Source organism: Bradyrhizobium sp. CCBAU 53421 (genome assembly GCF_015291625.1).
In the GTDB taxonomy this organism is placed as follows: Bacteria; Pseudomonadota; Alphaproteobacteria; order Rhizobiales; family Xanthobacteraceae; genus Bradyrhizobium.
This window is the reverse complement of sequence record NZ_CP030047.1, coordinates 7,627,375-7,650,929: the sequence shown is the minus strand read 5'-3', so window position 1 is coordinate 7,650,929 and position 23,555 is coordinate 7,627,375. Positions and strand designations below refer to the sequence as shown.

Genomic DNA, 23,555 nt, shown 5'->3' with positions numbered 1-23,555 from the left:
GACTTTCATCGCCGCCAACTTGGGGTTTGTGGTCTGGATCATCCCTTCACCCTGGCGTTGTCGCTTTAGGTGCCGCCCGTCTAGTCTCTACACCTTTCCCCGATTATCTCGGGGCTTGGCTCGGGATTACCAGCGAAGGCCTGCCCGAATTTGAGCCGTTCTGCATCCCGCGTCTGCCCGGGAGCACTCAAGTTAGCTTAAGTCCGTTGCGTCTACCATTTCGCCACGCCCGCATCCCCTTGCCTTCATAACCCGTGCACCCGTGCCCGCCAAGGTGTCAGGCGAAATCCCTTTGGCTTGCGTCTGGCATAATGCTTGATAGTTGAGCGCAAGCGCTTTTGGATACCGGGGGGCTTTGCGGGCGAGGAGGGCTCAGGCACTACCCTGGTTCTCTTCGTTCTTGGGTAGTTGCTTAACGCTGATGGCAGCTGCGCTCAGCTGGTTCTTGACGTGCGAGGCGTAGAACTTCTCGGTCATCTTCACGCTGGTGCGGCAGTTCTTGGTGGTCTGGTAGATGTCTTGCGCCTTCCATCGGGCGTAGAAGGGCGGCGGCTCGGTGCCTCAGCTCTGTCACATACGGCCTTAGACAGTACATCGCTCTGAGAGACATGCTGCCGTTTTGGCGGACTCCTTCTGGCGCGCACAGTTCGCCATCGTATCTTTCGATGTTTGCATCTCATTACTCGATGAGTGTCATCGGCCTGTAGCGGGCAAAGTCTTGGAGTGCTCATTCCAAGCCGTGCTGCGATAGCTGCTGGCGGCGACCGGCTGTGGCAGCGCGGTCGTGACATGAAAGGAAAGAGCAAATGGCATCTGCCTTGGTCGACATCCTCAAGACGGAGTGCGGCGCCACAGCTGAGCGTTCTGCTGCTTCCTTCGCTTGCGCATGTGACAGTGGCAAGGGGCCGGTCCAAAAGCAGCTGGACCACGCTGGCATTTTCGCGGTGCTTGCGTGCTAGCGAATCAGAATCAGAATCAGGGGCAGGGTCTGAGCGAACTTCTGAGCATCGCGCAGTTGTCGGTCAGCTTTGGACCGGTCAAAGCGGTTCGAGCCATCGATCTTCAAATCCGAAGGGGCGAAGCCGTCGGCATCATCGGGGAGAGTGGATCGGGAAAGTCCGTGACTTGGCTCGGTGCTCTCGCCCTACTGCCTGGTGCAACCATCTCGGGCAGCGTCATGCTGAACGGCCAGCAGATTCTCGGCGCTTCGGCCAAAAGCCTGCCTGGCATCCGCGGCAAGCGGATCGCGATGATCGTCCAGGATGCCCAAAGCGCACTTAATCCGGTCCTGACCGTCGGCCGCCAGGTGATCGAGGCCCTGCAGCTGCATCGTGGCATGGATCTATGGGCCGCGCAGGCCGAAGCCAGGCGCCTGTTCGACCTCGTACGGATTCCCTCAGCCGGGCGGCGGCTCGCATCCTACCCCCACGAGCTGTCGGGCGGCCAGAATCAGCGCGTCATGATCGCCATGGCGCTGGCGGGCCGGCCTGACCTGCTGATCGCTGATGAGCCGACCACCGCGCTGGATGTGACCGTCCAGGCCCAGATCCTTGATCTATTGCGAGATGTTCAGCGCGAAACCGAAATGGCTCTGGTCTTGATTTCTCACGATCTTGGCGTGATCGCTGAAGTGTGTAGCCGCGCCTATGTGATGTATGCCGGCCGGATCGTCGAGACCGGTCCTGTCGATCAATTGTTTGCCGCGCCACGTCACCCCTATACGCGCAGCCTGCTCGAGGCGCTTGCGAGCCTTGATGGTCCTCTGCGGCGACCAAACAGCATTTTGGACGGCACGGCCGGCGCAATGGTGCAGCAACAAGGCTGTGCCTTTGCCTCGCGCTGCCCAAATCGCGCCGGCGTCTGTAGCCACCTGGAACCTGAACTCAGCGCCGGGCCCGACGGCTGGCGGGTGGCGTGCCTGCGGGCCGATGTCGCTGGGCCATTGGAGATCGTGGCGTGAGCGATGCGCTTCTCAAGGCAGAGGGTCTTGCCAAGGCCTATCCCGCGCCGGGCAGCCTGTTTACGAAACAGCGAAAGGTGCTGGCCGTCGATGGGGTGTCGATTTCGGTAAGAAGAGGCGAGACACTCGGTCTCGTCGGTGAGTCGGGCTGCGGGAAATCGACCCTCGGACGGATGTTGCTCGGCCTCGAAAAGCCTGATGCGGGCCGGGTGATATTCGACAATGACGTCATGCCGCCCGGCAACACCAGAGCCTGGCGGCAGCTTCGCGCAAGGATTCAACTTGTCTATCAAGATCCCCTCGGCGCGCTCGACAGGCGGCTTGGCATTGCCGAACAGGTCGCCGAGCCGCTTCGCATTCACGGCATTGGCGATCCCGAAGGGCGCATGGACCGGGTGGCAACGCTGCTAGCGCGGGTCGGGCTCTCGCAGCAGCAAGGGGCCCGCTTGCCGCATGAACTGTCCGGCGGGCAAAGACAACGCGCGGTCTTGGCGCGCGCGCTCGCGACCTCGCCGGAGCTACTCGTGTGCGATGAGCCGGTCTCGGCGCTCGATGTCTCGATCCAGGCGCAGGTGATCAACCTGTTCACCGAGATCCAGCAGCAATTTGGCCTCGCGATGGTGTTCATCAGCCACGACCTTCGGGCGGTCAGGCAGATCAGCCAGCGCGTCGCAGTGATGTATCTCGGTCGCATCGTCGAGGAGGGGACAACTGAGGATGTCCTGCAGGCGCCGCTTCATCCCTATACCCGCGCATTGGTGTCGGCCGTGCCAAACGTGCGCAAGCCAAGAACACGGCGGATGAGCGTGGCCGGTGATCCCCCGAACCCCGCCGAGCGTCCCGGCGGATGCGATTTTCATCCGCGCTGTCCGCTTGCCGTGCCAGCCTGTCGCAATCTGCGGCCTTTGCTCGTCAATATTGCAGGTGGTCTTCGCAAGGTCGCCTGTCACCTCATTGCGGAAAACGAGCCCCTCCAGGCGGTGAGGGCGCAGTGATGGGGTGGTTTGCTCTGACCCGGCTCGCGCGTGCAATTATCACGATCCTCATCGTGGTCGGCTTTGCATTTATTGTGCTGCGCCTGTCAGGCGATCCGGCACTGGAGATCCTTTCCAATGATGCCTCGCCACAAGCCCGTGAAGCATTCCGCAAGGCGTGGGGCCTGGACCAGCCGATCTGGGTCCAGTTCCTGGATTATGTGAGTCATGTCGCGACCGGCAAGCTAGGTCATTCGATGCGCGAAGGTCGTGACGCGCTCACCGTCGTCGTTGCACGCATCCCGGTCACACTTGCGCTCACCGTGCCGGCGCTCCTCATCAATGTGCTGATCGGCATTCCGGCAGGCATCTTTGCTGCGCTCCACCGCAACAGCCTGCTCGACCGCGGCGTCATGCTTGTCGCAGTGGCGGGCTTCACCATCCCCTCCTTCGTCCTTGGTTTAATGCTTGTGCTGGTCTTCTCCGTCTGGCTCGCCTGGTTGCCATCGGGTGGTGCTGGTAGCTGGCACCACGCCATCCTCCCGGTTCTCACGCTGGGCGCCGGCGGCGCAGCCGTCCTGGCGCGCTATACGCGTAGCGCCATGCTGGATGTGCTCGGCCAACCCTATATCCGCACCGCACGGGCCAAAGGCGTGCCGGCCCCTGTGATCGTCTACCGGCACGCTTTGCCCAATGCCGCCATCCCGACGGTCACGGTCGTCGGTTTCATGATCGGGCAGCTGATCGCAGGCGCAGTGCTGGTCGAGAGCGTGTTTTCATGGCCGGGCGTCGGCCGGCTGCTGGTGTCCTCGGTCGCCAGTCGCGATCTGCCGGTCGTCCAATGCGTGCTCTTTCTGATCGCCATAACCATGGTCACCTCCAACCTCGCCGTTGACCTGCTCTATGGCGTGATCGATCCGCGGACCCGGCGGGGAGGGCTTGCTTGATGCTGCAGAGGACTACGCCCGAGCCACCATCCTTGAAGCTGAACTCCACGCGAGCGAGCTCGCCGCTGGCTGTCCGCCTAGCATTCGGATGTCTTCTCACGCTGGCGGGGACCGCCGCGCTGGCCTCGTTTATCATCCCTTATGACGCCGCAGCGATCGATCTGAAGGCCCGCTTGTCGCCGCCGATCGGATGGGGCGGCTCATTTGTTCATCCGTTTGGCACGGACGAACTCGGGCGGGACATGTTGTCCCGCTTGATTCTGTCCATCCAGATGAGTGTTTGCATCGGGCTCGGTGCGACAGCTCTTGGCGCGCTTCTCGGCACCGCGCTCGGGTTTGTTGCCGCCCATTTTCGCGGCTGGATCGAGCAGGCCATTCTGGCCCTGGTCGATTTCCAGGCCACGATGCCATTTCTGATCCTGGCGCTTGCGGTGCTTGCCTTCATCGGAAATTCGCTTGCGGTCTTCGTTTGCCTGCTCGCGCTGCATGGTTGGGAACGTTATGCGCGGATCGCCAGGGGCCTTGCGATCAGCGCCAATGCCCAAGGCTATGCCGGTGCGGTGCGCCAGCTCGGGGCTCGCCCGCTTCATGTCTTCCTGCGGCATATCCTGCCCAATGTGGCCGCGACACTGATCGTTTCAATGACCATCTCGTTTCCGGAAATCATTCTGGTCGAAAGCGGCTTGAGCTTTCTTGGCCTCGGCGTGCAGCCGCCATCGACTTCGCTCGGCGCGATGGTCGGCTACGGCCGCGACTATCTGGCCCGCGCCCCCTGGATCCTGATGATGCCATCTCTCGTCATTTCGATGATGGCGCTATCCGTCTCGCTGCTCGGCGACTGGTTGCGCGATCGCCTCGACGGGACGCTCCGGTAGTTCATCGCGCTTTCTTCTTATGCAAAAAAGGACTCATCCATGCCCGGCCTGAGTAGAAGATCCCTGCTGAAAGCTGTTGCAGTTGGCGCGGCGATGCCGCCGCGGGCTTTTGGTCAATCGGGCCGTCCCAGGCTTGTCGTCGCTGTGCCGACGCAGCCGGACTACGCCGACCCGGTGATGCTCAACAACACGCCGGCGCTGCGGATGCTCTCCAACGCGTTTGATGGTCTGCTGCGCATCGACTTTAGCGACAACATGACCGTCAAGCCCGCCATTGCCGAAACGTGGCGGCGGATCGACGACACCAGCGTCGAATTCACGCTCCGCCGAGGGGTCAAGTTTCACGATGGTTCGATCGTCACGGCCGACGACGTGGTTTTCTCCCTTGGCAAAGAGCGCAGGCTCGGACCCAGTGGCAGCGGCAATACCATCGCCGCGCAATACCAGCAGTCCATCGCCTCGGTGCAGGCGAGGGGGCCGCACACCGTGCTTGTCACAACCAAGGGCCCCGACCCGGCGATCGACAAGAAGCTCGCGGCCTGGAGTGCGCAAATCGTCAGCGAAGCCGCCTTCCGCAACGCCGGCAGCTGGGACAATTGGTTCAGGGCGCCGATCGGGGCCGGCGCATATCGCGTGATCTCGAACCAGAAGGACGTCAGTCTCGTCCTCAAGTCTCACGATGACTATTGGGGCGGCCTGCCGCCATTCGATAGGATCGAGTTCCGGATCGTTCCGGAGCTTTCTTCGCGGGTCAATGGACTTTTGGCGGGCGATTATGATCTGATATCGGACCTGCTTCCGGATCAGTTCGACTCGATTGACGCCTCCCGGTTTGATGTCGTGGGCGGCGCGATCGCCAATCTGCGCGTGCTCGCGATCGATACTACCGCACCCGTTCTATCGGACCGGCGTATTCGCCAGGCGCTGAGCCTTGCGATCGACCGTGATCTCATCATTTCGCAGCTCTGGCGGGGACGCATCGATGTGCCCAATGGGGCGCAATATCCGATGTTTGGCGATGTCTACGACCCTGCGTTTCCTGTGCCCGCCCATGATCCAGACAAGGCGCGCGCATTGGTGCGGCAGGCGGGCTACGACGGCGATCCGATTGCCTATCGCCTGCTCAACAACTGGTATCCGAACCAGGTGCTGACGGCCCAAATCCTGGTCCAGATGTGGAAGTCCGTCGGACTGAACGTCGTGCTGCATCCGATGGAGAATTTCAGCCAGGTCTATGCAAAACCCTCCCATGCGATCTGGGATGAATCCTTTCTGCCGTCCTGGCCCGATCCGACATCCATGGTTTGGCGTCAGCATGCCGCGGGGGGCGGCCAACACGCCCTCAAGATATGGGACTCCCCGCAATACCAATCGGTCGGTGCGGCTTTCGCGCAGTCAAGCGATGCCGAGCAGCGCAAGGAGCTCGCTCATCGTGCTCTGGAGATCCTTGCAGAGGACGTACCCTTCATCATTCTGCACAACAATGGCGCCTTTTACGCAAAGCGCCGCAACCTTGCGTGGGCGCCCTATTCCGCCCTGGTGATGGACTTCGGCCCCTTCAACCCAGCGGCCAGGACGAGACAATGAAGATCATCCAGCTGACCGATCCTCATCTCGTGCCCAACGGAAGCCTCTTGAGGGGAATTGATCCGCAGGCGCGTTTGCGAGCCTGCCTTGCCGAGATCGAGGCTCACCATCTCGATGCGCAAGCGCTGGTCGTAAGCGGCGACGTCACGGATCTTGCGGATCGAGCATCCTACGAGTTGTTCCGCGACGTTGTGGACGAATTCTCCTTGCCGCCGCTTTATGTCACGGTCGGCAATCATGATCGTCGCAGCGTGTTCGGCGCGGTGTTTCCGCAGCATTTGGCTCCCGACGGCTACGCGCACAAAAGATTCGATTTGGGTGATCACGTTGGCCTGCTGCTTGATACTTGGACGATGGGAACCCATGCCGGTGCATTTGATCGCGTGCGCCTCGATTGGCTCAGCGCACGGCTTGCCGAGGGCCATCAGCCGGTTTTGATGTTCATGCATCACGCGCCGGTCAGGGTCGGGCTGAAGCGGCTCGATCATATCGCGCTCCAGAACGAGGACGAATTTTGGGAGGCCATCGCCCCGTTCAAATCGCGCATCCGCCACATGTTCTTCGGCCATATGCACCGAAACGTCGCCGGTTCCTGGCGGGGTGTTCCGTTCACGGTCGCAGCAGGTCTCACCCATCAGGTCATGCTGGATTTTCAGACCGAGATCGTCCGGCATGTCGAGGTCGAGCCATATTTTAGCGTCATCCTGGTCAACAGCCGCGATGTCGTGGTGCACCCCCATGCGATCCGTGATGCTAAAATCATCGACATCGCTCCCGACGCAACGCGGCCGTCTCGCGCGCTGTAACAATCGCCTTGGGAAGCAAGAGGTGCAACCACTTTTGTCGGCAGGCGGCGATCGGCGCCTAAAAGAGCGAGCCGTGCATCGTCCGCTCTTCAGGTCAACCACCGGCATTGGTAGTTGGCTTGTCACGGCGAACCACATCTGATGCCTTTGACCAGAGCAGCAAAGCGTCATCTTGCAAATCAGCCTGATGGTGGCCGGCTATGATGCACGCTCGCTGCCTCTCGCGCACCCAAAAATCGTCAGATCAGGAGCTCGCATCGCGGTTCATTCGACACCTGATTTTGATGAGTGCATGAAGGCGCCACCGGAATACGTCTGTATGGGCTAAAAAGGGGCTCACAAAAGACAGTGCATGACGGTCTTGCAGAATGTCGCCAGCCTGTCCTGCAGCTCACTATCGACCCTATTCATCAGTGGCTCGCGCCTCCGCAGCCAGGCCTCCCAACACTAACTGAGTGAGATCATCGATGACCAGCATGTGCGGATTCGTCGGGCGCATCAATGGATCGCTGATGACACGAATGGGACAGCTGCTCCCGCAAGGCGGGCCCGAAGTCCATATCTTGGAATCTGGTTTGGCGCATTTCGCCATGCGCGCAGGCTCTGGCGGCGTTGAACGTTTGGACAAGCAACTCGTTGCCTGTACGGGCCATCTGCTCAATGTTGCAGGGCTGCCATTGTCGGTGCAAGAGATCGCTGAGGGCTATCGAAGAGACGGCATCCGGTTCTTAGACGAGTTGGACGGTCACTATGCAATTGCGATCTGGGATGAGGCGCTGCAGGCTCTGGTGCTCGCGCGCGACCCGTTCGGGGTGATGCCGCTGGCCGTTGCACAGGGGGAGGGATGGACGGCCTTTGCCACGCACTACAAGGCGCTGCTCGCCTTGTCGCAGATCAGTTCTGAGCCGGACCTGCCGGCGATCAACACCTTCTTCCACAATGGTTGGGCGCCACCAGGGCGGACGTTTTTCAAGGACATCCGACCGGTTCTGCCGGGCAGCGCAATGATAGTCAGCGCAAGCGCAGCAAAAATTGTCCGCACAAAGCCGCGGGCCTGCGACTATGAGGCGCCGAGTGAGCCTGTCACGCCGAAAGAGGTCCTCGATGTCCTCGAACGATCCGTTAATGCGTGGACCCCCGATACCAGGGCCAGAGTCGGCGTGTCGCTGAGTGGTGGCGTCGATTCGGCCCTGATCGCCGCCCTGCTGCGGGAGCGCCTTGCTGTTGACCAGCTCCATAGCTTCACGGTCGGACACGGCGACACCGATCCGGATATTCTCGGTGCGCGGCAGACTGCGTCGATACTTGGGACCCATCATCACGAAATCATCGTCCGTCCGAAGGACCTGATGGAGCTCCTTCCAACGACCGTCTGGTGCCTGGAAGATCCCGGCGGCTATGATGAGTTCCCACAACTCTATGCGTTGGCGCGTGGGGCGGCCGGAACAGTCGATACGATGTTTTCAGGCAATATGTGCGACACGCTGTTCGCTGGCATGCCCGCGCATCGTCGCCTGTGGCTTGGTCGTCATGTGCCCGGGGCCAAGCGTATTCTCCGTGATTTTCGCAGCGCCGAGCTCTCCGGCACGCTCCCGGATTCCTGGATCGCGCGTGCAATATACCAGGTGACTAAAGGCCGCCACCCCTTGCCGGCGCCGTGCTCAGCCTATCCGGAGCAAAGTCGTCTGGCGACAGACGAAATGGCGTTTGCCGATGACAAGGCGCCGCTGTTTAGGATGTTGTGCTCGGCATTGACAGCATGGGACAACAGGATGGGCGCGCAGCAGGTGCTCGCGGCTGAGTTTGGCTTGAGGTCCTGCATGCCATACGCCAGCAAACACCTTATCGATCTCGCGCTCAGAATTCCGGATCGCCAGAAGGTCGGCCCGCGCCAGGTGAAGGCAATCCTGCGCAAGGCGGCGGAGCTAGTGCTTCCACGTGCCGTCACGCACCGGAAGAAGTACATTCAACAGTTTCCCTATGACGCGGAAATGGCCGATGTGATCGACCATCTGTATTCGCGGCTCTTTGCTCCGAGCCGACGGAACCAGGTCAGCGTCGTCAATCATGCCGACGTGCAGCGCTTGCTGAGACGGGGAAGCCGGCCCTACAAGCCTGTCGAGGTCCGCTGGCTTTGGAATGCGATAACCGCGGAGGTCTGGGCCCAGCAATTCATCGCTCGCCGCGAAGTCTTTGTGGGTGATGAGAGCAAAGCCATCGGACCAATCACGCTATAGTGCCGATGGAACGCGATCCGACCGCAATGGGAGGCGGAATTTATCCATGTGTCGCGCGATCGGAACGTCCTTCTCGTAGATTCGACGCGCCTGGGTCGCCCCATTTGCGCTCTGTCACCCTGCCAGATCACGCAGTTTACGGTTGTCCATCTTCCCAGCAGTATCGGTGCCTCCGTCGCGCAGCATGAGATCTAGCGGGCGCCTGCATGCACCGCCTTAAGCGATGACGACCAGCGCTGTTCGTGAACCGTTGAAGGCGCAGTCGCGCGCGCTGCTGTTGTTTGCTGGGGAACTGCTCCCGCTCCTTGCCGGCCGCGCGCATTGCCTCTGCGAGCGAGGCAAGAGAATGAAAGAAATGAAATGACACGGTGAGCGCGCGATTGGAAGAGAGAGCAGCAAGACAACTGCCCGACACCCGCAGGATCGCATCAGCGCATCAGATAAGGCAGTGCATAAATGATGGCCGGCCACTGCAGTATTCCCCAAATGAGCGCGATGTTGTTCGCGCCGAACCAAGACAAGTCTGCCGGCAATCGTCACTTTTGGTCGGCGGTGCGCGAACTCTACGATGTCGACCGCTCGATCGCCAATCTCGAGAACGGCTATTTTGGCGTCATGGCCAAACCGGTTCTTGAGACCTACCTGCGGAACATTCGGCGCGTCAATCGCCATAACACGATCTACGTACGCAGCTCCTTCGATGCCGATGTCGCCACGTCCGTGTCCGCGTTGCGGCCGCCCTCGGCGTTGCGGCCGAGGAGATCGCTCTTACACGCGGTGCAACAGAGGCCCTGCAAATCCTGATAGCAGGGTATAATCGGCTCAGGCGCGCAGATGTGGTGCTCTATGCCGACCTGGACTACGATTCCGCGCAGTATGCGATGGCGATGCTCAAAGCCCGCCGCGGCGTCACCGTCAAGAGTTTCGCCATCCCCGAGCCCACGACGCGCGCTTCCGTGCTCGACACTTACCGCAAGGTCCTGGATGAGACGCCGACGGCAAGACTTCTGTTGCTGACCCATCTGTCGCATCGCACCGGATTGGTGCTGCCTGTGCGTGATATCGCCGCCATGGCCCGCAGCAGGGGCGTCGACGTCATTCTCGATGCGGCGCATAGCTGGGGTCAGCTCCCGCTCGACATCGCCGATCTTGACGTGGATTTCGCTGGCTTCAACCTGCACAAATGGATCGGGGCACCGGTCGGTCTCGGTTTCCTCTATATCCGCAAAGGACGTCTTGCCGACATCGACGTCCATATGGGCGATCAAGACTGGTCCGCGCATGATATCCGTTCGCGCATCCACACCGGTACGCTCAACTTCGCTGCTGCGCTTACGGTACCGGCGGCGCTCGACCTACATGAGGCAATCGGCGTGCCGGCCAAGCGAGCCAGGTTGACCCATCTGCGCAATTACTGGGTCGAGCGCGTCGCTCACATCCCTTCGGTCCACATACTGACCCCTAACGATCCATTGATGCATGCCGGCATCAGCTCATTTCGGATCAAGGACAAGACCGGTCAGAAGGACACTGCTGCGATCGTCGCGCGGCTCAGGGACGAATTCAAGGTCCTTACAGTGCGTCGCGGCGGCCTCGCGGCCGGCGAATGCATTCGCGTTTGCCCGGCTATCTACACGACCGAGCCGGAGCTTGACCGCCTTGTGGCAGCGCTGTCGGCCGTGGCCGCATCCTAATTGGCGGCACACACGGCGGCAGATTCTGGAAATTAGGCCTTTGCTATTGTTGCTGCTGCTGGCATTTGGCTCGCGCTTCGGGTGGGCGAGTGCGTCGCCCGCGGACCAGCTGTCGTTTCCATGAGCCGTCTGCCGGCTAGATCAAGGCCATGGTCACGAGCGCCAGCGACAACGCAATCGCTGCCATCGTCGCAATGGGGACCCCGCGGCCCCGGATTGCCGGAACTTGGACAAAGTCGCTGACATGGAGAACCGCAAGCGCTGAAAAAGCAAGTGGCAACAGCGCCCGGAAGGTTTGCTCCGCCATGAGCGGCCGAACCAGCAACATCAGAGCAACCAACGGTGTGCCATATGAAACCGGGATGCCGATGAATTTCGCGTCCGTCGTCAATCCAACGTTCTCGAAATAACTCAATCTGATCGCGCCCGCCATGACCAGCGCGAGGCTGGCAACAAATGAGAGCAGCGAACCATCATCAACGAGCAGGATGATAATGGCAGGGAACCAGACACCATGGATGAAATCGGCAAAGCCATCGAAGCTCTTTCCGAACGCCGCCATTCCTGGACGACGAAGGTGACTGGTTTTTCGGGCCACATGCCCGTCCCAATGATCTAAAAACCAGGTCCAGAGCATCGCCGCGGCGCCGAGCTCCAGTCGGCCATTGAGAGCCAGGCAGACGCCAATGACAGCAAACAGATGGGCGAACGCGGTAATGGCATTTGCACAATCGGCCAAATATCCGATCATTTCCTTACCCTTGTCATAAGCCTGCGATCTGCTCCGATGGGCTGAGGTGGAGAAGGTAGGGGCGCGAGCACCGCGCCGGTCGGCAGTGGACCGGCCGGCATCTTTGCCGAGCCGGATCGGATCTTGCGGGGCGGACTGATCCCATTGCTCTGGCCGGGAAGCACTGCAACGCAATCCTTTCAACTATTTTGCGGAGCTTTGGGCGGCCGAAACGTTGACCTGCTCGCGAAGATGCGTTCGGCAATCTCTAGGTCGCCAGCCGTGTCGATCTCATACCACTTTAGATCGTCGCATCGGACAGCCGCGAGCTGCAGCCCGCGTCGTTCAATCAGGAAGGCGAGAAGTTCCTCGGTATAGGATCGCGTTGCGCCGGAGCCGATGATCTCGTCGAGCGCCGGCACAATCGTGCTTCGCAGCGTCGATGCCGCGAACCTCAGCACATTGATGGTCTTGAAGAGGGGCGCGGCAGCACTAGCGAGACTGGCCGAGGTCTGTTTGACGTGAATTGCGGAAATCAACCCGCTATCCGACAGCACAACTGCTGAACCTTCCATCATTGCCGTGAAAGGAGCCACGGCAGCAGCATCAGTGGCCTGCTCTATCATCAATTGTCCTAGAACATCCTTTTCGAAGAAGACGTCCCCTTCGAGAAGATAGCAATCGGTGGACAGTAGACAGTCGCGCGCGAGCCACAATGAATAGGCACTTCCAGTACGCTCGAACGCGGCATTTTCGATATAGTTGATGTCCATATTGGCGTAGCGACGATCGCACGCATATTGAATGGCGTCCTTTCGGTAGCCAACAACGATTGTCGCCTCAACCACGCCGACTTCTCGCAGGTTGCGAAGTGCGTTATGGAGGATCGGAACGCCGTTGACCTCGACCAACGGTTTCGGTCGCAGATCCGTCAACGGTCTCAGGCGAGAGCCCATGCCGGCGGCGAGAATCACTGCTTTCTTGGGCGCGTTATTTGCCATGCAATCGCTCACTTGCCGTCGAGGGATGTCTTTTGTTCTTGAACGTCTGGCCACACGGCGCTCTTATTGAGAAAGTTGGAGCGCGACGAACAGGCCGTTCGTGACGTCAGCGGCTAACTGGCGTGAACGAACCTATTGCTGGAGCTCATCAGGATGAAGGTATCGCGCTTCCGCCTTCGCAAGTTCATCGTAGCCAAACAGTTCGAAGAGCTCGTCGAGGGGAGCGATATCCGAATCGACGGAAGCGGCGCTCTGTTCAGCGAAGATGCGGCCGCAGACCTTTCGCATTGCGGCCGCTGCGGCTCGCACGGAATGATTAGCCCAAATGACCGTCGAGATGCGGGCGCGACGATACTCGCAGGTCGGTGTCCGAAAATACTTCGTCGGCACGATCACGACTGGCAGTCTGTTCTGCCATGCGCGTGTGAACGCAAGGATTTGGTCGGCGGAGCTGCTTCGCGAATGAATGATGATCGCATCTGCGCCGGCTTCCCGGTATGCGTGAGCACGTGCGATGGCCTCGTGCATCTCGTAGCCCGCGATGAGCGCTTCGATCCGAGCGACCAGGATAAGATCCTTCGCGGCCGTGTCCTTGACGGCGCGCAACCGGCCACAGAACTCATCGATGCCAGCGAGCGGATGACGATCGCCAACGAACGAATTTACTTTCGGATAACAGCTGTCCTCCAGGGCAATTCCGGCCGCGCCGCGCTCGCGCAGTTTGCGCGCCAGCAACCTGGCGTTGTTGAAATTGCCAAAGCCGCCATCGGCATCAACGAGAACCGGAAGCTGGCTTGAATCCACGATCCGCTCGACGGCGTCGACGAGCTCCCTCCAGGATGCTTCGTTCGCATCGCGGTAGCCGAGGGAACAGGCGATCGATAGACCTGATGCCCAAAGTCCCTTGAACCCCGCACGCGCGGCAATCGCGGCGGAGAGGCCGTCATGCGCCTCCATAAGAAAGGAGAGTTCGCTGCTCGAGCAGACTTCCGCGCGCAGACGATCAGCTCGAGAAAGGTTGACCGATCGATCATTGCCATCGATGAGCCCAGATGGTGAATGATCCTGCATGGCACTCCCTGTGTTTCGAGCGGTCGACGTTCAGCGGCTTTGAACGTGACACTTTTCTGTCATCCCCATCAATTGCCAGAACTGGTAGGCGGTCTGAATCGAAAACAGCGCCACCTCGATGTGGATGTGTGATCGGCGACCCATCTGCTTTGCTGATGCCAGAGCCTTGACCGGGTCTTGTGCGGCCGGCCGCTTGAATGCGTCGGCCCAAGCTGCGCCAAAGCCGATGTAGTTGCTGCGATAGCGGATCCACATATATCCGTTCTCGGCCCAGATCGTTTCGCCCCAGCTGTTGTTGATGCGCCAGGCGTGCTTCTGATCATCCCAGCCGACGATCAGGACGTCATGATTGACGGAACTGGTCCCATCACCCTCCGCAAATTCGTTGAAGACGCCACTTTAAATAGCGTTGAAACGGGCGCACGGCGTAAACGGCTGACACGACCGGACCGTGCGCGCACCGGGCCTGCTTGATGCTTTTCAGGCTTGCCGTTGCTTCGCTCTGATCAACATAGCTCCAGTTTACGGCCGTATCCGGGTGATCGTTGACCTTGCAAGTACCGCTGGATGATCCGGTATAGGGGACCTTGGTGTCGTCCGTTACACCCTTGGATTTGAGGAAGTTCAAGACGTCGCCGTGCCACCCGCTTTTGCAATTGCCCGCTCCTGCGCAATCGAGCAGCTGCTGCTCGGATACGGAGATTTGCTCATGGTTCTGCAGCTACCAGCTTGCCTTGAAGGCGGCGGTCGCCGCGAATACAAAGCAGTCGCCGCAGTTCTTTTGGTCCTTGACCGGAGACAGAACGCCTTTGTCGAACCAGTTGAAGGCAGCGGCCTGCGGATCGCAGCCCTCGAGCAAGATCGCGGCTGGCTTTGCGCCGAGGGAATTGAGCTGCCGGATTGCCGCCCACCGATGCGGAAAGCTTAAACTGAGCTTGGGCCTGCAATGCCAACGTCGGCGGGCCAGCCGTTGCGGCAATCTTCTGGATATCTCGATCGGAAACGCCGGGGTCGCCCTGCGCTCCGGGCAAAACCTCTTCGACCGTTTCGTACAATTCGCCATTTAGACCCAACTTCACCAAACAACTGAAATTGCCGGTCTGGCTTTGCGCCCAGCTCGCCGGGACACGCCAGCGCTTCGGGTCATTCTGCCCGTCCGTCTTCAAACGTGAGGTGGTCTTTGCCGGCGGCGGAACCTGTTCGCGCCTGCCGGCGAGGGGCGAGGTGATGGAGTACAGCACGAGTTGAACGTTTCTTTCTTGCGGTGTCCATCAACACGATCCGCAGTGGGCAAGGGGAAGCGCCGCAATCGCATGCAATGGCTCCACGTAGCGGTTCGCGGTGGCGGCTGGCCCTGCGATCGCGCGAAATGCTCTAGCTATCCATGCCGTGAAAGGTTGGACGCTGGGCCATCGGCCTGCAGCCTTGTATTTAGCAGTTCATGGGTTAGCGCGTATATCGAGTTCGATTTCACATGTAACCTCGATGATGCACTCTGAATGCCGGCCATTCTCAGAACGAGCGTATTTCAGGGCTTGCGCGCGGTTGATAAACAGACCTCCAAACACGCCCCGCTGCTCGCGGGCAACCCAGTGACCGTCCCGGTTCCGGCCGACAAAAACGACCCGGCGAGTCCAGTCGGGCGAAGGGAACTCGAGCAGCTGGATCATCATATCCCTTCGGTCAGATGAAGTTCAAAACCCACGCTAACGGGGCTGCAGCAGAGGTATTTCAACGGCAAGCGCAAACAGGTTGTTGAACTCTCTGGCGACCCGAGCCGCATTTAAGCGACCCAGAGTTTGGTCCGCTCTGACGAGCCGTAGGCTTGGTGCTGGCTGCGCCGAGCGTTGACCTTCCATCGAAGAAATACCTCAAACGCGCAGGTTCATCTCCTACCAGTTCTGGGATGAAGTATGGAACCTTGACGCTGACGAGCGCGCGGCGAGGAAACGTCGTGGCGAGCATCTCGTGTTTACATAAACGGCTTGCGGTCACCCTGCGGCAGACGACGGTGCGATGCTTAGGGGCCGCCGGCATATTCTCCTCCTGCCGGCCCCTGCATAAGACGTTGTTATCTGAGCTGACATTCAAGAAAGCCCAATTGTCCGACGAAGCTGGCTCGGCGCTACCAATCGGAGCGGCTGTCGCGGGCGCTTTTCGGCAGAGCCATATCCAATAAATCGGCAAAGCTGGTCGCCGTGATCTTGTTCGCCTCGATCGCGTTCGCAGCCTCCTGTCAGTGATTACCTCATCAGCAGAGGATTGTGATCGCGCCATTGGTGCCATCTAAATGTCTTTCAAGGACGGACAGACGATGCGGAGTGGTTCGCCTAGGCGATCGCAAAGCCGGAATACTGCTCCTCAAGGCAAAGCTCGCTTGAAATCTGCGTCCACGGTGCGATTTGTGCAGTCTGGCCGCTTGTGGAAGGAAGCTCTGTCATTCCAAGTGCGGTCCATTTCGCGGCAAGCATGTCGAGGGAGTGGTTATCTCCACATGACAGCTTCTCAGCTGGCGACTTTGATCGCGGCGTTGTGCCGCGCAGGCCGGCCTGGACATCGGGCCCCTTGCCGCGCAGCTTGATGACCGCGCGACTCTTCGTTAGATCACGAGTCCTTCAAACCGGAGGTGTGTCGTGGCAATGGGCATTGTGAAATGGTTTAATCCGGCCAAGGGATATGGCTTCATCAGACCGGAAGATGATGGGCCTGATGTATTCGTGCACATCAGCGCGGTTGAAAAGGCCGGCTATACCGGACTGGAAGAGGGCGCACGGGTCAGCTACGAGCTAAAGGCCAATCGCTCGGGCAAAATGTCTGCCGAAAACATCCGGGTCGGCTAATCAGATCGGGGACAAAATTGCGAGGCATGATCCCCGTGTCATCGATCCGGAGAGTGGATTCTGATGTCCGGGCCAACGGTATATTCGCTAGCTCGTACGCGGCGTGGGATCGCGTATGGACGTTTGCTGTGCGCTGTTAGCGGCAGGGCGGCCAGTTCAACACGGTTCATGCTAGGTCGGTTTGTTTTGCCCGGCGGCTTGCTAGTTGCGCAGGCGAGCTGTGGATCCGTCCTGTCTGTTTCTCCCCTTGCTGCTCTGGAGTGGGAGCGTTCAGCGCTCTCGAATAGTGCGCAGCCTGCCAGTATGGCGAAAAGCCGAACGGGTTCGCGTGCGTACTGTTCGTTTAGCGATGAGCTCATGCAACTGGGCGAGCAGCTCGAAGCGACCATGAACGATTTCGGAGATCGCCATGTACACCGCCCTGAGCCTTGTTGCGATTTGGCTGCTGATCAACGCGTTGGTCTTTGTCTTGATGACACGCGTTGATAGATCTGCCGGTCATGCTCGGCGGGACGCGAGGCGCACACGCTCCATTCGGAGGTAGATGTCAGGTGACGGGCGGATCATCGCCGCGTCCCATTCATAGACTTAACGATCAGAGCCGCTTGGCCTGTCCGATGATGCGGCGCGATCCATCCCGCGCTGCGTAAGTGTCAGCTTCTGAACCAACGTCTGCAAGTTGACATCGTCATGCGGCCATCAGAGGCTGAAACGCACGACGTTTAGGTCGGCACGCAGCTTGCAACGTTCGAACTGCCAGCCCGCATGACGCCAATGCACGATCCTGAGATCAAATGTGCGCGAAAGACATGCGGCGTAGAGCTCGACCTCATCCGAACAAAACCTATGAAACCGTCAGTACTCTCCGCTGCGTTGCTCTTGACTGTCTGTTTCACTTCCGCAGCGCTGGCGCAAGAGCGGACGATGACTGGGCCTGCTGACGATCCATTCCTTTGGCTCGAGGAGATCGAAGGGCCGCGCGCATTGGCTTGGGCTCGCACAGAGAACGACAAGTCACTCGGCGTGCTTCAGTCAGATCCCCGCTATCAGCGCTTCTATGAAGAGGCACGCAACATCCTGCAACGCAAGGACCGGATTCCAACGTTTCGTTGGGATGGCGCGGTCTTGACAATTTTTGGCAGGATGACGCGCACGTGCGCGGTGTCTGGCGGCACATTCCGGAAACCAAACCGGTTGACACTTGCGAAAACAGAGCGACTTGCCTTGTCGGTATGCGATACGAGATCGTCACTCATCAATCGGCAGTCGTAAGCCATGTGCGCCTCAAGAAGATCGCACCGGGGCTGAAGAGCCGCGTCAGCCATGCTACGATCGCTGTGCCTTGGCGTCAGGACCATCCAGCAGCGGCATGTCGAAGCTCTCTATCTCGGGCATAGCTTTGCCGGCGATGCCTTGGAGATCTCCATACATTCCGATCGTGGATTCAACGACACTGCTCAATTGGCTCTCGCGCTTTGCCCATAAGCGCGTCATGAACTTGCGCTCCTTATCCAGATCTTCGCGCATATCATTGAAGCGCTCAACGATAGCCTCCAGGCGTTGTCGGAATCCCTTACCGGTCAGATACCGATAAACTTCCTCAGCCTTGCTAAGCTGGCCCTGCTGCATGGAACGAGCGCCGTTGACCGCTACAAGCGATTGCCGGAGGGCTACCGCCACCGGAACCGCGCAGCGCGGGTGGGCAATCCAAATGCCATCGATGAAGTCAAAATTTTCGACCTCTTTCGGAAGAACGTTCGAGATGACCAAAGCAACATCGGCCCCGCACCGTCTTTGGTCATCGCGCAGCTTGGGTAGCCATCCGTCCGACCAGTTCTTGGTACGCTTTGATTCCCAAAGGATAACCCCCGCGGGCGTTCCGATTGCGCCATTAACACGCTGAACGACGTCGGCGCCGAGTTCGCCCTTGGCAACCGGCTCGATTATATCCGTTGGAAACCGCGCCTTGAGTACGTCTTCCAGTTCAAGCTCGAGGACCTCTCCTTGGACCTGCTGTGACGTCTGCTCCGCCTTTCGCTTCAGCTCTTCGATCGTGCGTGCCATGCCGGCGATTTGATGATCCTTTTCTGAGACCTTGAGCTTCAGCTCGTCCTCGGCCTCCTGCTTGGCCTTTGCCCTCACATGGGCAAGCTCCTCGTGGACCTTCTTCTGGACAGTCAGGTCCAGCTCTCTTTGAGCGTCCTCAATTTCGCGCTGCTTGCGCAAGAGCTCCGCCTGGTCTTTTTGAGCTGCGGCAAGCTTCTCGTTGTTCCTCGCCAGCAGCTCTCTCAGTTCAGCCGCTTCCCTGTCCTTGTTTTCGAGTTCCAGGGCCGCCGCCTCACGAGCCTTTCTGGCTTCGCTGGCGGCAATTTGAGACCGTTCGCTTTTCAGCTTGGTCGCCACCAGCTCGTCGATCTGCTCGCGGGCGATGGCAACCTCATGCTGCTGTGCCCGAATTTCTTCAGATTTCCTTGCGAACTCGGCGTCCTTGGCTGCGAGCTGGCTATGGAATTTCTTCTCGGCCTGCTCGAGCAATGGGGCCGCGAGCGATTCGGTCAGCTTGATCTCGCTGCTGCATTTCGGGCAGGTGATGGTCGGCTCTATCATAATGTTGTTCGCCCCGTTCTGATGCTCCTCTATCTGACTCGCCTGAATTGGTAACCGGCGTCCTTGATATATGCATTCAGGTAAGTGCCTACCGAAGGGGCTGCTTTGAGGCCTTCGAACAGAGGCTTGGGTACAGCCAGGTAGTGGTATTCACTGCCATTGACAAATTGCACGGCCAAGACTTTTGCTTGGTCATCGTACCCAACCGCGCTCACGCTGCTAGAACGCACCCTTACGTAATCCATGATTGTCCCCAAGTCTCAAGCCAAAGCCAGGATCGCCGCACACAGCCGGTCCAGTGTGGGAATTTTCGCGCCGTTTTCTCTCAAGATCGCCAGATGATCGCCGATGTGCACGGTATTCTTGACAAAGCTGCCGGAAGGATTGCCCAATCCTTTGGTGGCTGCCGAATAGGAAGTCTCCCAAAGGGCAGCTCCAACCTCCTGCTTGAGGATCGAGCCAAGATTCTCGGGCCACACGGCGTATCTGTTCGTCCACACCGGATTAACTGGAAATGGCACGGTCAGATCGCCGTCCAGCAGGGTGAGGATCTTCAGATTGTCAATTTTGTGAAGGTTGCGACGCCCAACGTTTTGCTCGTTTCCATCAGCATCAAAGACGACGAACGTTGGAATGCCGAGTTCCTTGGCTATGAGCAGGGGCTCTATGATTGAGCTCTTTCCATTCGTGGCGACGATGTTGCATCCTGACTTGCGATAATCATCCCAGAGTTTTGAGTATGTCATCCAGGCTGTGATGTAGGCCGTATCTTCCAGGCCTTCCACGAGCACCAGTTTCTGGGTGAAAAACATCTCATTAATGTGAGGCTGCAGAGCTTGATGGAGCTGCGCACGCTCCGCCTCGATCGGCGTCACCTTTTCTCCGAAGATCACGGACAATCGTTGGACGACGTTCTCACACGTTGTCCAGCGTATGCTGGACTCCCTTTTTGCCTCGTCCCTTCGAACCAGGCGCACATGTTCAAAATGCCGTCCCGAAACGAAATGCGGACTATGCGTCGAAACCAGGATTTGCGCGTTGTTTTGACTTAGTTTCTTGAAGACCGATGCCAAATGGCGTGCTTGCGGAGGGTGTTGATATAGCTCCGGCTCCTCGCACCCCAGAATGAGCCTAGGCTGCGCGGCTTCATTTGTAGCGGCGAGCTCTTGTAGCAGAGCCAGCAGATAGGATCGCTGAAGGCCATGCCCAAACCTGGCAAGATCACCTGAAAAGGCCCCTTCGCTGGCAAATAGCCGCGCCGTGGGGTCGGCGATTTGTACTGACTTGAGCGGATCCTCGGTCCACTCCAGCCGTGCGGCAGCCTCCGGATGCGCCCATTCTCCAAGCTTTGCTGTCAGAGCTCGCGACAGATCGTCCAACGCGGTTTGCTGTTTCTGGATAATCTTCTTGTAGGCGTCGAGTGTGGAGTCTCGCAGAGAAGCGATCTCTCCGTCAAAATTGACTTTAGAGCGCACAGTCCGGGCGAGGAGCTTGCCAAGAGCCGTGTTGCGTCCCTCAACGTTTTCCTTTGTCGCGTCCTTGACAGCAGGAACGTGAACCCATTGGATATAGCGCGACAGGCGGTCGCCACCTTTGCTGAATCCGTAGAATTGATCTTCGCTATCGATCAGAACGCATCGTTCAGGATGACCTTCTTCATAGGATCGAAGCGCCTGTCTATTGGCTTCCTTACTGCCCTTTTTGGGAAGGCCAAACGCAGGGTGGCTCTCTCGAATCCCCTCATAGATCGCCGCTAAATCCCCCGCTGACGCCCCGTCGTTGTATTTGCGGAAGAATTCGCTGAACTCCATCATTGCGCTTCGTTTAGCGAACTGGCGGACCGTTGCCTTACGCGTGGTCTCATTGAACTCCGCCAGCGCTGAGACGATCAAAATGCCCGAACGATAGTATTCGGAGAAGTCGGCTTGAGCCTCTGGTTCAAGATCGTGGAAGGTTAATGTGATCTCGATCGGCTGTTCAACGTTGCCGTTGTGAAAATCCTCCACCTCGAGCTCGATCAGATTTGTCGGAGCTTCTTCGGTCTGGCGGAAAAAGATATTCAGCGCGCAGAGAACGGTCGACTTTCCGGCGCCGTTCGGCCCCACGAAAGCCGTGTAATCATCGAGGTCAACGACCATGTCCTTGAAAGAGCGAAAATTCTTGATGCAAATAGACTTGATCTTCAAAGAGACACCCGTCGGCTTTATCAATCAAAAGTGGCATCGATCGAGCAATTCATCAGACGCGCGCATCTGCTGCGCTACATCCGCAGGCAGCATCAACGCATTGCAGCGGAATTGCTCTGCGCGGAAGTTATTCTTTCGCTGCGCCGCATTCTATTAAGTTTGCGGACAACTGGGCTTTGGGTGGATGACAGTCTGTCGATTCGCGCAGTTTTCCGGCGCAAGGGGAAAAAACCAGCGCGTGATTATCCGCCTGACCTGCAGAGCCGGCTGCGAAGACCATTCTAGTGGCGCTTGAAGGTCTCAACCAGGGTGCGTGGCTCGCTTTGATATTGTTGCCGCTGCGTGTGAAAGGGGCATTGTCCCCGTGCAATAGCCGAGCTGACTTGCCGAGCTGATCGGCTCGGTTGGGCTTACCGCAGCGCTCGCGCATATCCGCGATCATGTCGAGCCCGGACGATTGGCGCATTCATCGCCGGGCCACGGTGGTTGCTGCTGAGCCGCGTCCACGTTGCTGCCTTCGAGGCCTGGAGCGGCCCCGATTGGGTCAATATGGCGCTCATGCGCCGTCCTTGCGGGTGGTTGGCTTCAGATAGCTATCGAGCTTTCCTTTTGCTGGCGTCCTTGCGCTTCCCAGTCAGCACGGCAAGGCGTAGTGCCGCGCCCTGCGGAGCAAGTGCAAGTGCCTCGCCTCTATACTCGTCCACAAAAGATAGGAGCGCCATTGCATGGGCAAGTTTGATGAGCGCGCACTCAGGATGCACGAAGAGCGCATCGAACTCTTTGGCGTGGGGTCTGTGCGGCAGGCTAAGTTTGCATCGAAAGTCACGCTGCCGCGGTGCAGGCGCGACTCGCGTGGACCCTGCAGATGTAGGAAATCTGCATGGTTCTACGCAATCACGAGGGAATGCTGCGCGATCGAGGAATAGACGAGAAGTGGCAGGCCGCCGGCGCCGCTAAAATGCGCGGAGACTTCTGGCTGGACCCAAACGATCGGAAAGGTTGCAAAGATGATTATACTGGCCGATGACAGACGGCTGCGGCGCATGCGCATCGCCGGCTATTGCTGCAACGAAAGAGCGATCGGGCTGCGGAAGTCGGGCGAGGGACGATGGAGATGACAGACGAGGCAGGCGCCTCGGACCTGCGGCCGCTCTTGCACAGTTCGTCAAGGCGGATTCGCTGGGGTTTGATGCTCCTTTTCATCCTGGTCGGCTTGTGCGCGGCAGCAGCCCATTTTGCAGATAGTCTCGCAGAGTTCGTCGAAACGCCTGCCGATGGGCAAGCCGGTTCTACGATGGGCCTATCGCCGCAGGACAGGTCATTCCTGAGCGAGATGCAGAAGACCCAGCAGAAGGCGAGTGATGACCTTGCAGAGCTCAATCGCCGCCTTGACGCTCAGCGAGGCAACCTCAAGGCGATTTTGGATCAGCTCACCGCGCTAACTTCACAAATTGCCTCCTTGCAGGATGCGATGCCCGCCTCTTCTGCTCCTACCCCGGCGAACGCGCTTTCAACTCCGGTCAAAAGGTCAATCGGCCGCTCAAAATCACAGGGACCTGTTTTGGTCGGAGGCGCGCCCGTTATCGCGGGACCAAAGCCCGCAGAGCACTGACCGCGGCCCGTCCGGTATCGTTGTCTCACCGCCCGGTCCGCGAGGCGCGAAGCGTAGCGTTAACCTGGCCTGAACCGATCTCGACCTGTGACGACCGTCCGCCGCACGGTCGAACCGGGACCCTATTCATGGGAGATGACGCTGCGAGCGACGCCGGCCGGGCATCACATAACCGTCCGGGCCGTGCACTGCCAGCGCGAGGCGTGCTGGCGCTTCGTGATCCGGCAGACGCCGATGCAATCGATCCGGCAAGCCGCTAGTGCGACCTGAGCTCTGCAACGAATCATGATAGGCATTTTGCTGTGCTGGAAGGGGCTGATCGCAAAGCGATTGACGATGCAATCCGTGACATCCGGCGCGTTAAAACAGGCTGCCAGCGAAGGTCGTCAATGCCAAAGATGCAGTTTCGCCGACCCAAATACAGGCTT

The 23,555-nt window shown here is 59.1% G+C and carries 20 protein-coding genes and 2 pseudogenes; 12 read left to right on the top strand and 10 right to left on the bottom strand.

The window, feature by feature from the left end:
• The first annotated feature begins 952 nt into the window (after positions 1 to 952).
• The 9 genes from XH92_RS35710 (at position 953) to XH92_RS35675 (ending at position 11,080) form a co-directional block, all read left to right on the top strand.
• Complete coding sequence (locus XH92_RS35710) at positions 953 to 1,960, top strand: ABC transporter ATP-binding protein (RefSeq protein WP_371817861.1); 1,008 nt, start codon at positions 953 to 955, stop codon at positions 1,958 to 1,960.
• A complete protein-coding gene (locus XH92_RS35705; protein WP_194456296.1) occupies positions 1,957 to 2,955 on the top strand; it encodes an ABC transporter ATP-binding protein in 999 nt (332 codons plus the stop codon). Before XH92_RS35710 ends, XH92_RS35705 begins: the two co-directional genes overlap by 4 nt.
• Positions 2,955 to 3,881 carry an ABC transporter permease gene (locus XH92_RS35700; RefSeq protein ID WP_194456295.1) on the top strand — a complete coding sequence of 309 codons (927 nt, stop codon included), beginning with the start codon at positions 2,955 to 2,957 and terminating at the stop codon, positions 3,879 to 3,881. The genes XH92_RS35705 and XH92_RS35700 overlap by 1 nt, the downstream gene beginning before the upstream one ends.
• Entirely contained in the window at positions 3,881 to 4,756 is an 876-nt protein-coding gene (locus XH92_RS35695; RefSeq protein WP_194456294.1) for an ABC transporter permease, read from the top strand. The genes XH92_RS35700 and XH92_RS35695 overlap by 1 nt, the downstream gene beginning before the upstream one ends.
• 39 nt (positions 4,757 to 4,795) lie before the next feature.
• Positions 4,796 to 6,343 carry an ABC transporter substrate-binding protein gene (locus XH92_RS35690; protein ID WP_194456293.1) on the top strand — a complete coding sequence of 516 codons (1,548 nt, stop codon included), beginning with the start codon at positions 4,796 to 4,798 and terminating at the stop codon, positions 6,341 to 6,343.
• On the top strand, positions 6,340 to 7,149 hold the full coding sequence (locus XH92_RS35685; RefSeq protein WP_194456292.1) for a metallophosphoesterase: 810 nt from the start codon (positions 6,340 to 6,342) through the stop codon (positions 7,147 to 7,149). The genes XH92_RS35690 and XH92_RS35685 overlap by 4 nt, the downstream gene beginning before the upstream one ends.
• A gap of 467 nt (positions 7,150 to 7,616) precedes the next feature.
• Entirely contained in the window at positions 7,617 to 9,386 is a 1,770-nt protein-coding gene (locus tag XH92_RS35680; protein WP_194456291.1) for an asparagine synthetase B, read from the top strand.
• Between the two features lie 486 nt (positions 9,387 to 9,872).
• Positions 9,873 to 10,190: a hypothetical protein gene (locus tag XH92_RS43345; RefSeq protein WP_246787896.1), complete on the top strand. Its 318-nt coding sequence runs from the start codon at positions 9,873 to 9,875 to the stop codon at positions 10,188 to 10,190.
• A complete protein-coding gene (locus XH92_RS35675; RefSeq protein ID WP_246788612.1) occupies positions 10,148 to 11,080 on the top strand; it encodes an aminotransferase class V-fold PLP-dependent enzyme in 933 nt (310 codons plus the stop codon). Before XH92_RS43345 ends, XH92_RS35675 begins: the two co-directional genes overlap by 43 nt.
• Before the next feature lie 136 nt (positions 11,081 to 11,216).
• Here the strand turns inward: XH92_RS35675 and XH92_RS35670 are convergent, their stop codons facing one another.
• The 7 genes and pseudogenes from XH92_RS35670 to XH92_RS35640 all read right to left on the bottom strand — a co-directional run bounded on the left by XH92_RS35670 (position 11,217) and on the right by XH92_RS35640 (position 15,552).
• The gene (locus XH92_RS35670) at positions 11,217 to 11,831 is read right to left on the bottom strand and encodes a CDP-alcohol phosphatidyltransferase family protein (protein WP_194456290.1); all 615 of its coding nucleotides are present in this window, start codon (positions 11,829 to 11,831) and stop codon (positions 11,217 to 11,219) included.
• A gap of 179 nt (positions 11,832 to 12,010) precedes the next feature.
• Positions 12,011 to 12,811: a phosphocholine cytidylyltransferase family protein gene (locus XH92_RS35665; protein WP_194456289.1), complete on the bottom strand. Its 801-nt coding sequence runs from the start codon at positions 12,809 to 12,811 to the stop codon at positions 12,011 to 12,013.
• Between the two features lie 132 nt (positions 12,812 to 12,943).
• Positions 12,944 to 13,768, bottom strand: coding sequence for an isocitrate lyase/phosphoenolpyruvate mutase family protein (locus XH92_RS35660; protein ID WP_246788611.1), 825 nt, complete (start codon positions 13,766 to 13,768; stop codon positions 12,944 to 12,946).
• A gap of 144 nt (positions 13,769 to 13,912) precedes the next feature.
• Positions 13,913 to 14,137, bottom strand: coding sequence for a hypothetical protein (locus XH92_RS43340; RefSeq protein ID WP_246787894.1), 225 nt, complete (start codon positions 14,135 to 14,137; stop codon positions 13,913 to 13,915).
• 36 nt (positions 14,138 to 14,173) lie between these two features.
• Positions 14,174 to 14,221, bottom strand: a pseudogene (locus tag XH92_RS44040) (hypothetical protein); the annotation flags it as partial.
• A 28-nt stretch (positions 14,222 to 14,249) separates the two neighbouring features.
• A pseudogene (locus XH92_RS44035) lies at positions 14,250 to 14,945 on the bottom strand (C1 family peptidase).
• Between the two features lie 376 nt (positions 14,946 to 15,321).
• The gene (locus XH92_RS35640) at positions 15,322 to 15,552 is read right to left on the bottom strand and encodes a hypothetical protein (protein WP_371817860.1); all 231 of its coding nucleotides are present in this window, start codon (positions 15,550 to 15,552) and stop codon (positions 15,322 to 15,324) included.
• 963 nt (positions 15,553 to 16,515) lie between these two features.
• On the opposite strand from XH92_RS35640, the gene XH92_RS35635 reads away from it, so the two are divergent.
• Positions 16,516 to 16,722, top strand: a complete 207-nt coding sequence (locus XH92_RS35635; protein ID WP_210345505.1) for a cold-shock protein — start codon at positions 16,516 to 16,518, stop codon at positions 16,720 to 16,722.
• Between the two features lie 1,326 nt (positions 16,723 to 18,048).
• Here XH92_RS35635 and XH92_RS35630 read toward each other — a convergent pair.
• From XH92_RS35630 to XH92_RS35620, 3 genes are read right to left on the bottom strand one after another with little or no spacing between them, the layout of a single operon-like run.
• Entirely contained in the window at positions 18,049 to 19,329 is a 1,281-nt protein-coding gene (locus XH92_RS35630) for a DUF2130 domain-containing protein (RefSeq protein WP_194456285.1), read from the bottom strand.
• A 29-nt stretch (positions 19,330 to 19,358) separates the two neighbouring features.
• Positions 19,359 to 19,574: a KTSC domain-containing protein gene (locus XH92_RS44030; protein WP_210345504.1), complete on the bottom strand. Its 216-nt coding sequence runs from the start codon at positions 19,572 to 19,574 to the stop codon at positions 19,359 to 19,361.
• Positions 19,575 to 19,589: 15 nt separating this feature from the next.
• Positions 19,590 to 21,515: an ATP-dependent endonuclease gene (locus XH92_RS35620; RefSeq protein WP_194456284.1), complete on the bottom strand. Its 1,926-nt coding sequence runs from the start codon at positions 21,513 to 21,515 to the stop codon at positions 19,590 to 19,592.
• Positions 21,516 to 21,545: 30 nt separating this feature from the next.
• Here XH92_RS35620 and XH92_RS35615 point away from each other — a divergent pair, with 30 nt between their 5' ends.
• Positions 21,546 to 21,800: a hypothetical protein gene (locus tag XH92_RS35615; protein WP_194456283.1), complete on the top strand. Its 255-nt coding sequence runs from the start codon at positions 21,546 to 21,548 to the stop codon at positions 21,798 to 21,800.
• Between the two features lie 829 nt (positions 21,801 to 22,629).
• Positions 22,630 to 23,127, top strand: coding sequence for a hypothetical protein (locus tag XH92_RS35610; RefSeq protein WP_246787890.1), 498 nt, complete (start codon positions 22,630 to 22,632; stop codon positions 23,125 to 23,127).
• Positions 23,128 to 23,555 lie beyond the last annotated feature (428 nt).

Bases quoted from the DNA above. Each gene is read 5' to 3' on its own strand.
- XH92_RS35640 (WP_371817860.1), bottom strand. From the start codon at position 15,552: ATGATCCAGCTGCTCGAGTTCCCTTCGCCCGACTGGACTCGCCGGGTC.
- XH92_RS35680 (WP_194456291.1), top strand. From the start codon at position 7,617: ATGACCAGCATGTGCGGATTCGTCGGGCGCATCAATGGATCGCTGATG.
- XH92_RS44030 (WP_210345504.1), bottom strand. From the start codon at position 19,574: ATGGATTACGTAAGGGTGCGTTCTAGCAGCGTGAGCGCGGTTGGGTAC.
- XH92_RS35695 (WP_194456294.1), top strand. From the start codon at position 3,881: ATGCTGCAGAGGACTACGCCCGAGCCACCATCCTTGAAGCTGAACTCC.
- XH92_RS35670 (WP_194456290.1), bottom strand. From the start codon at position 11,831: ATGATCGGATATTTGGCCGATTGTGCAAATGCCATTACCGCGTTCGCC.
- XH92_RS35630 (WP_194456285.1), bottom strand. From the start codon at position 19,329: ATGATAGAGCCGACCATCACCTGCCCGAAATGCAGCAGCGAGATCAAG.
- XH92_RS35610 (WP_246787890.1), top strand. From the start codon at position 22,630: ATGACAGACGAGGCAGGCGCCTCGGACCTGCGGCCGCTCTTGCACAGT.
- XH92_RS35685 (WP_194456292.1), top strand. From the start codon at position 6,340: ATGAAGATCATCCAGCTGACCGATCCTCATCTCGTGCCCAACGGAAGC.
- XH92_RS43340 (WP_246787894.1), bottom strand. From the start codon at position 14,137: ATGTGGATCCGCTATCGCAGCAACTACATCGGCTTTGGCGCAGCTTGG.
- XH92_RS35660 (WP_246788611.1), bottom strand. From the start codon at position 13,768: ATGGAGGCGCATGACGGCCTCTCCGCCGCGATTGCCGCGCGTGCGGGG.
- XH92_RS43345 (WP_246787896.1), top strand. From the start codon at position 9,873: ATGAGCGCGATGTTGTTCGCGCCGAACCAAGACAAGTCTGCCGGCAAT.
- XH92_RS35690 (WP_194456293.1), top strand. From the start codon at position 4,796: ATGCCCGGCCTGAGTAGAAGATCCCTGCTGAAAGCTGTTGCAGTTGGC.
- XH92_RS35700 (WP_194456295.1), top strand. From the start codon at position 2,955: ATGGGGTGGTTTGCTCTGACCCGGCTCGCGCGTGCAATTATCACGATC.
- XH92_RS35665 (WP_194456289.1), bottom strand. From the start codon at position 12,811: ATGGCAAATAACGCGCCCAAGAAAGCAGTGATTCTCGCCGCCGGCATG.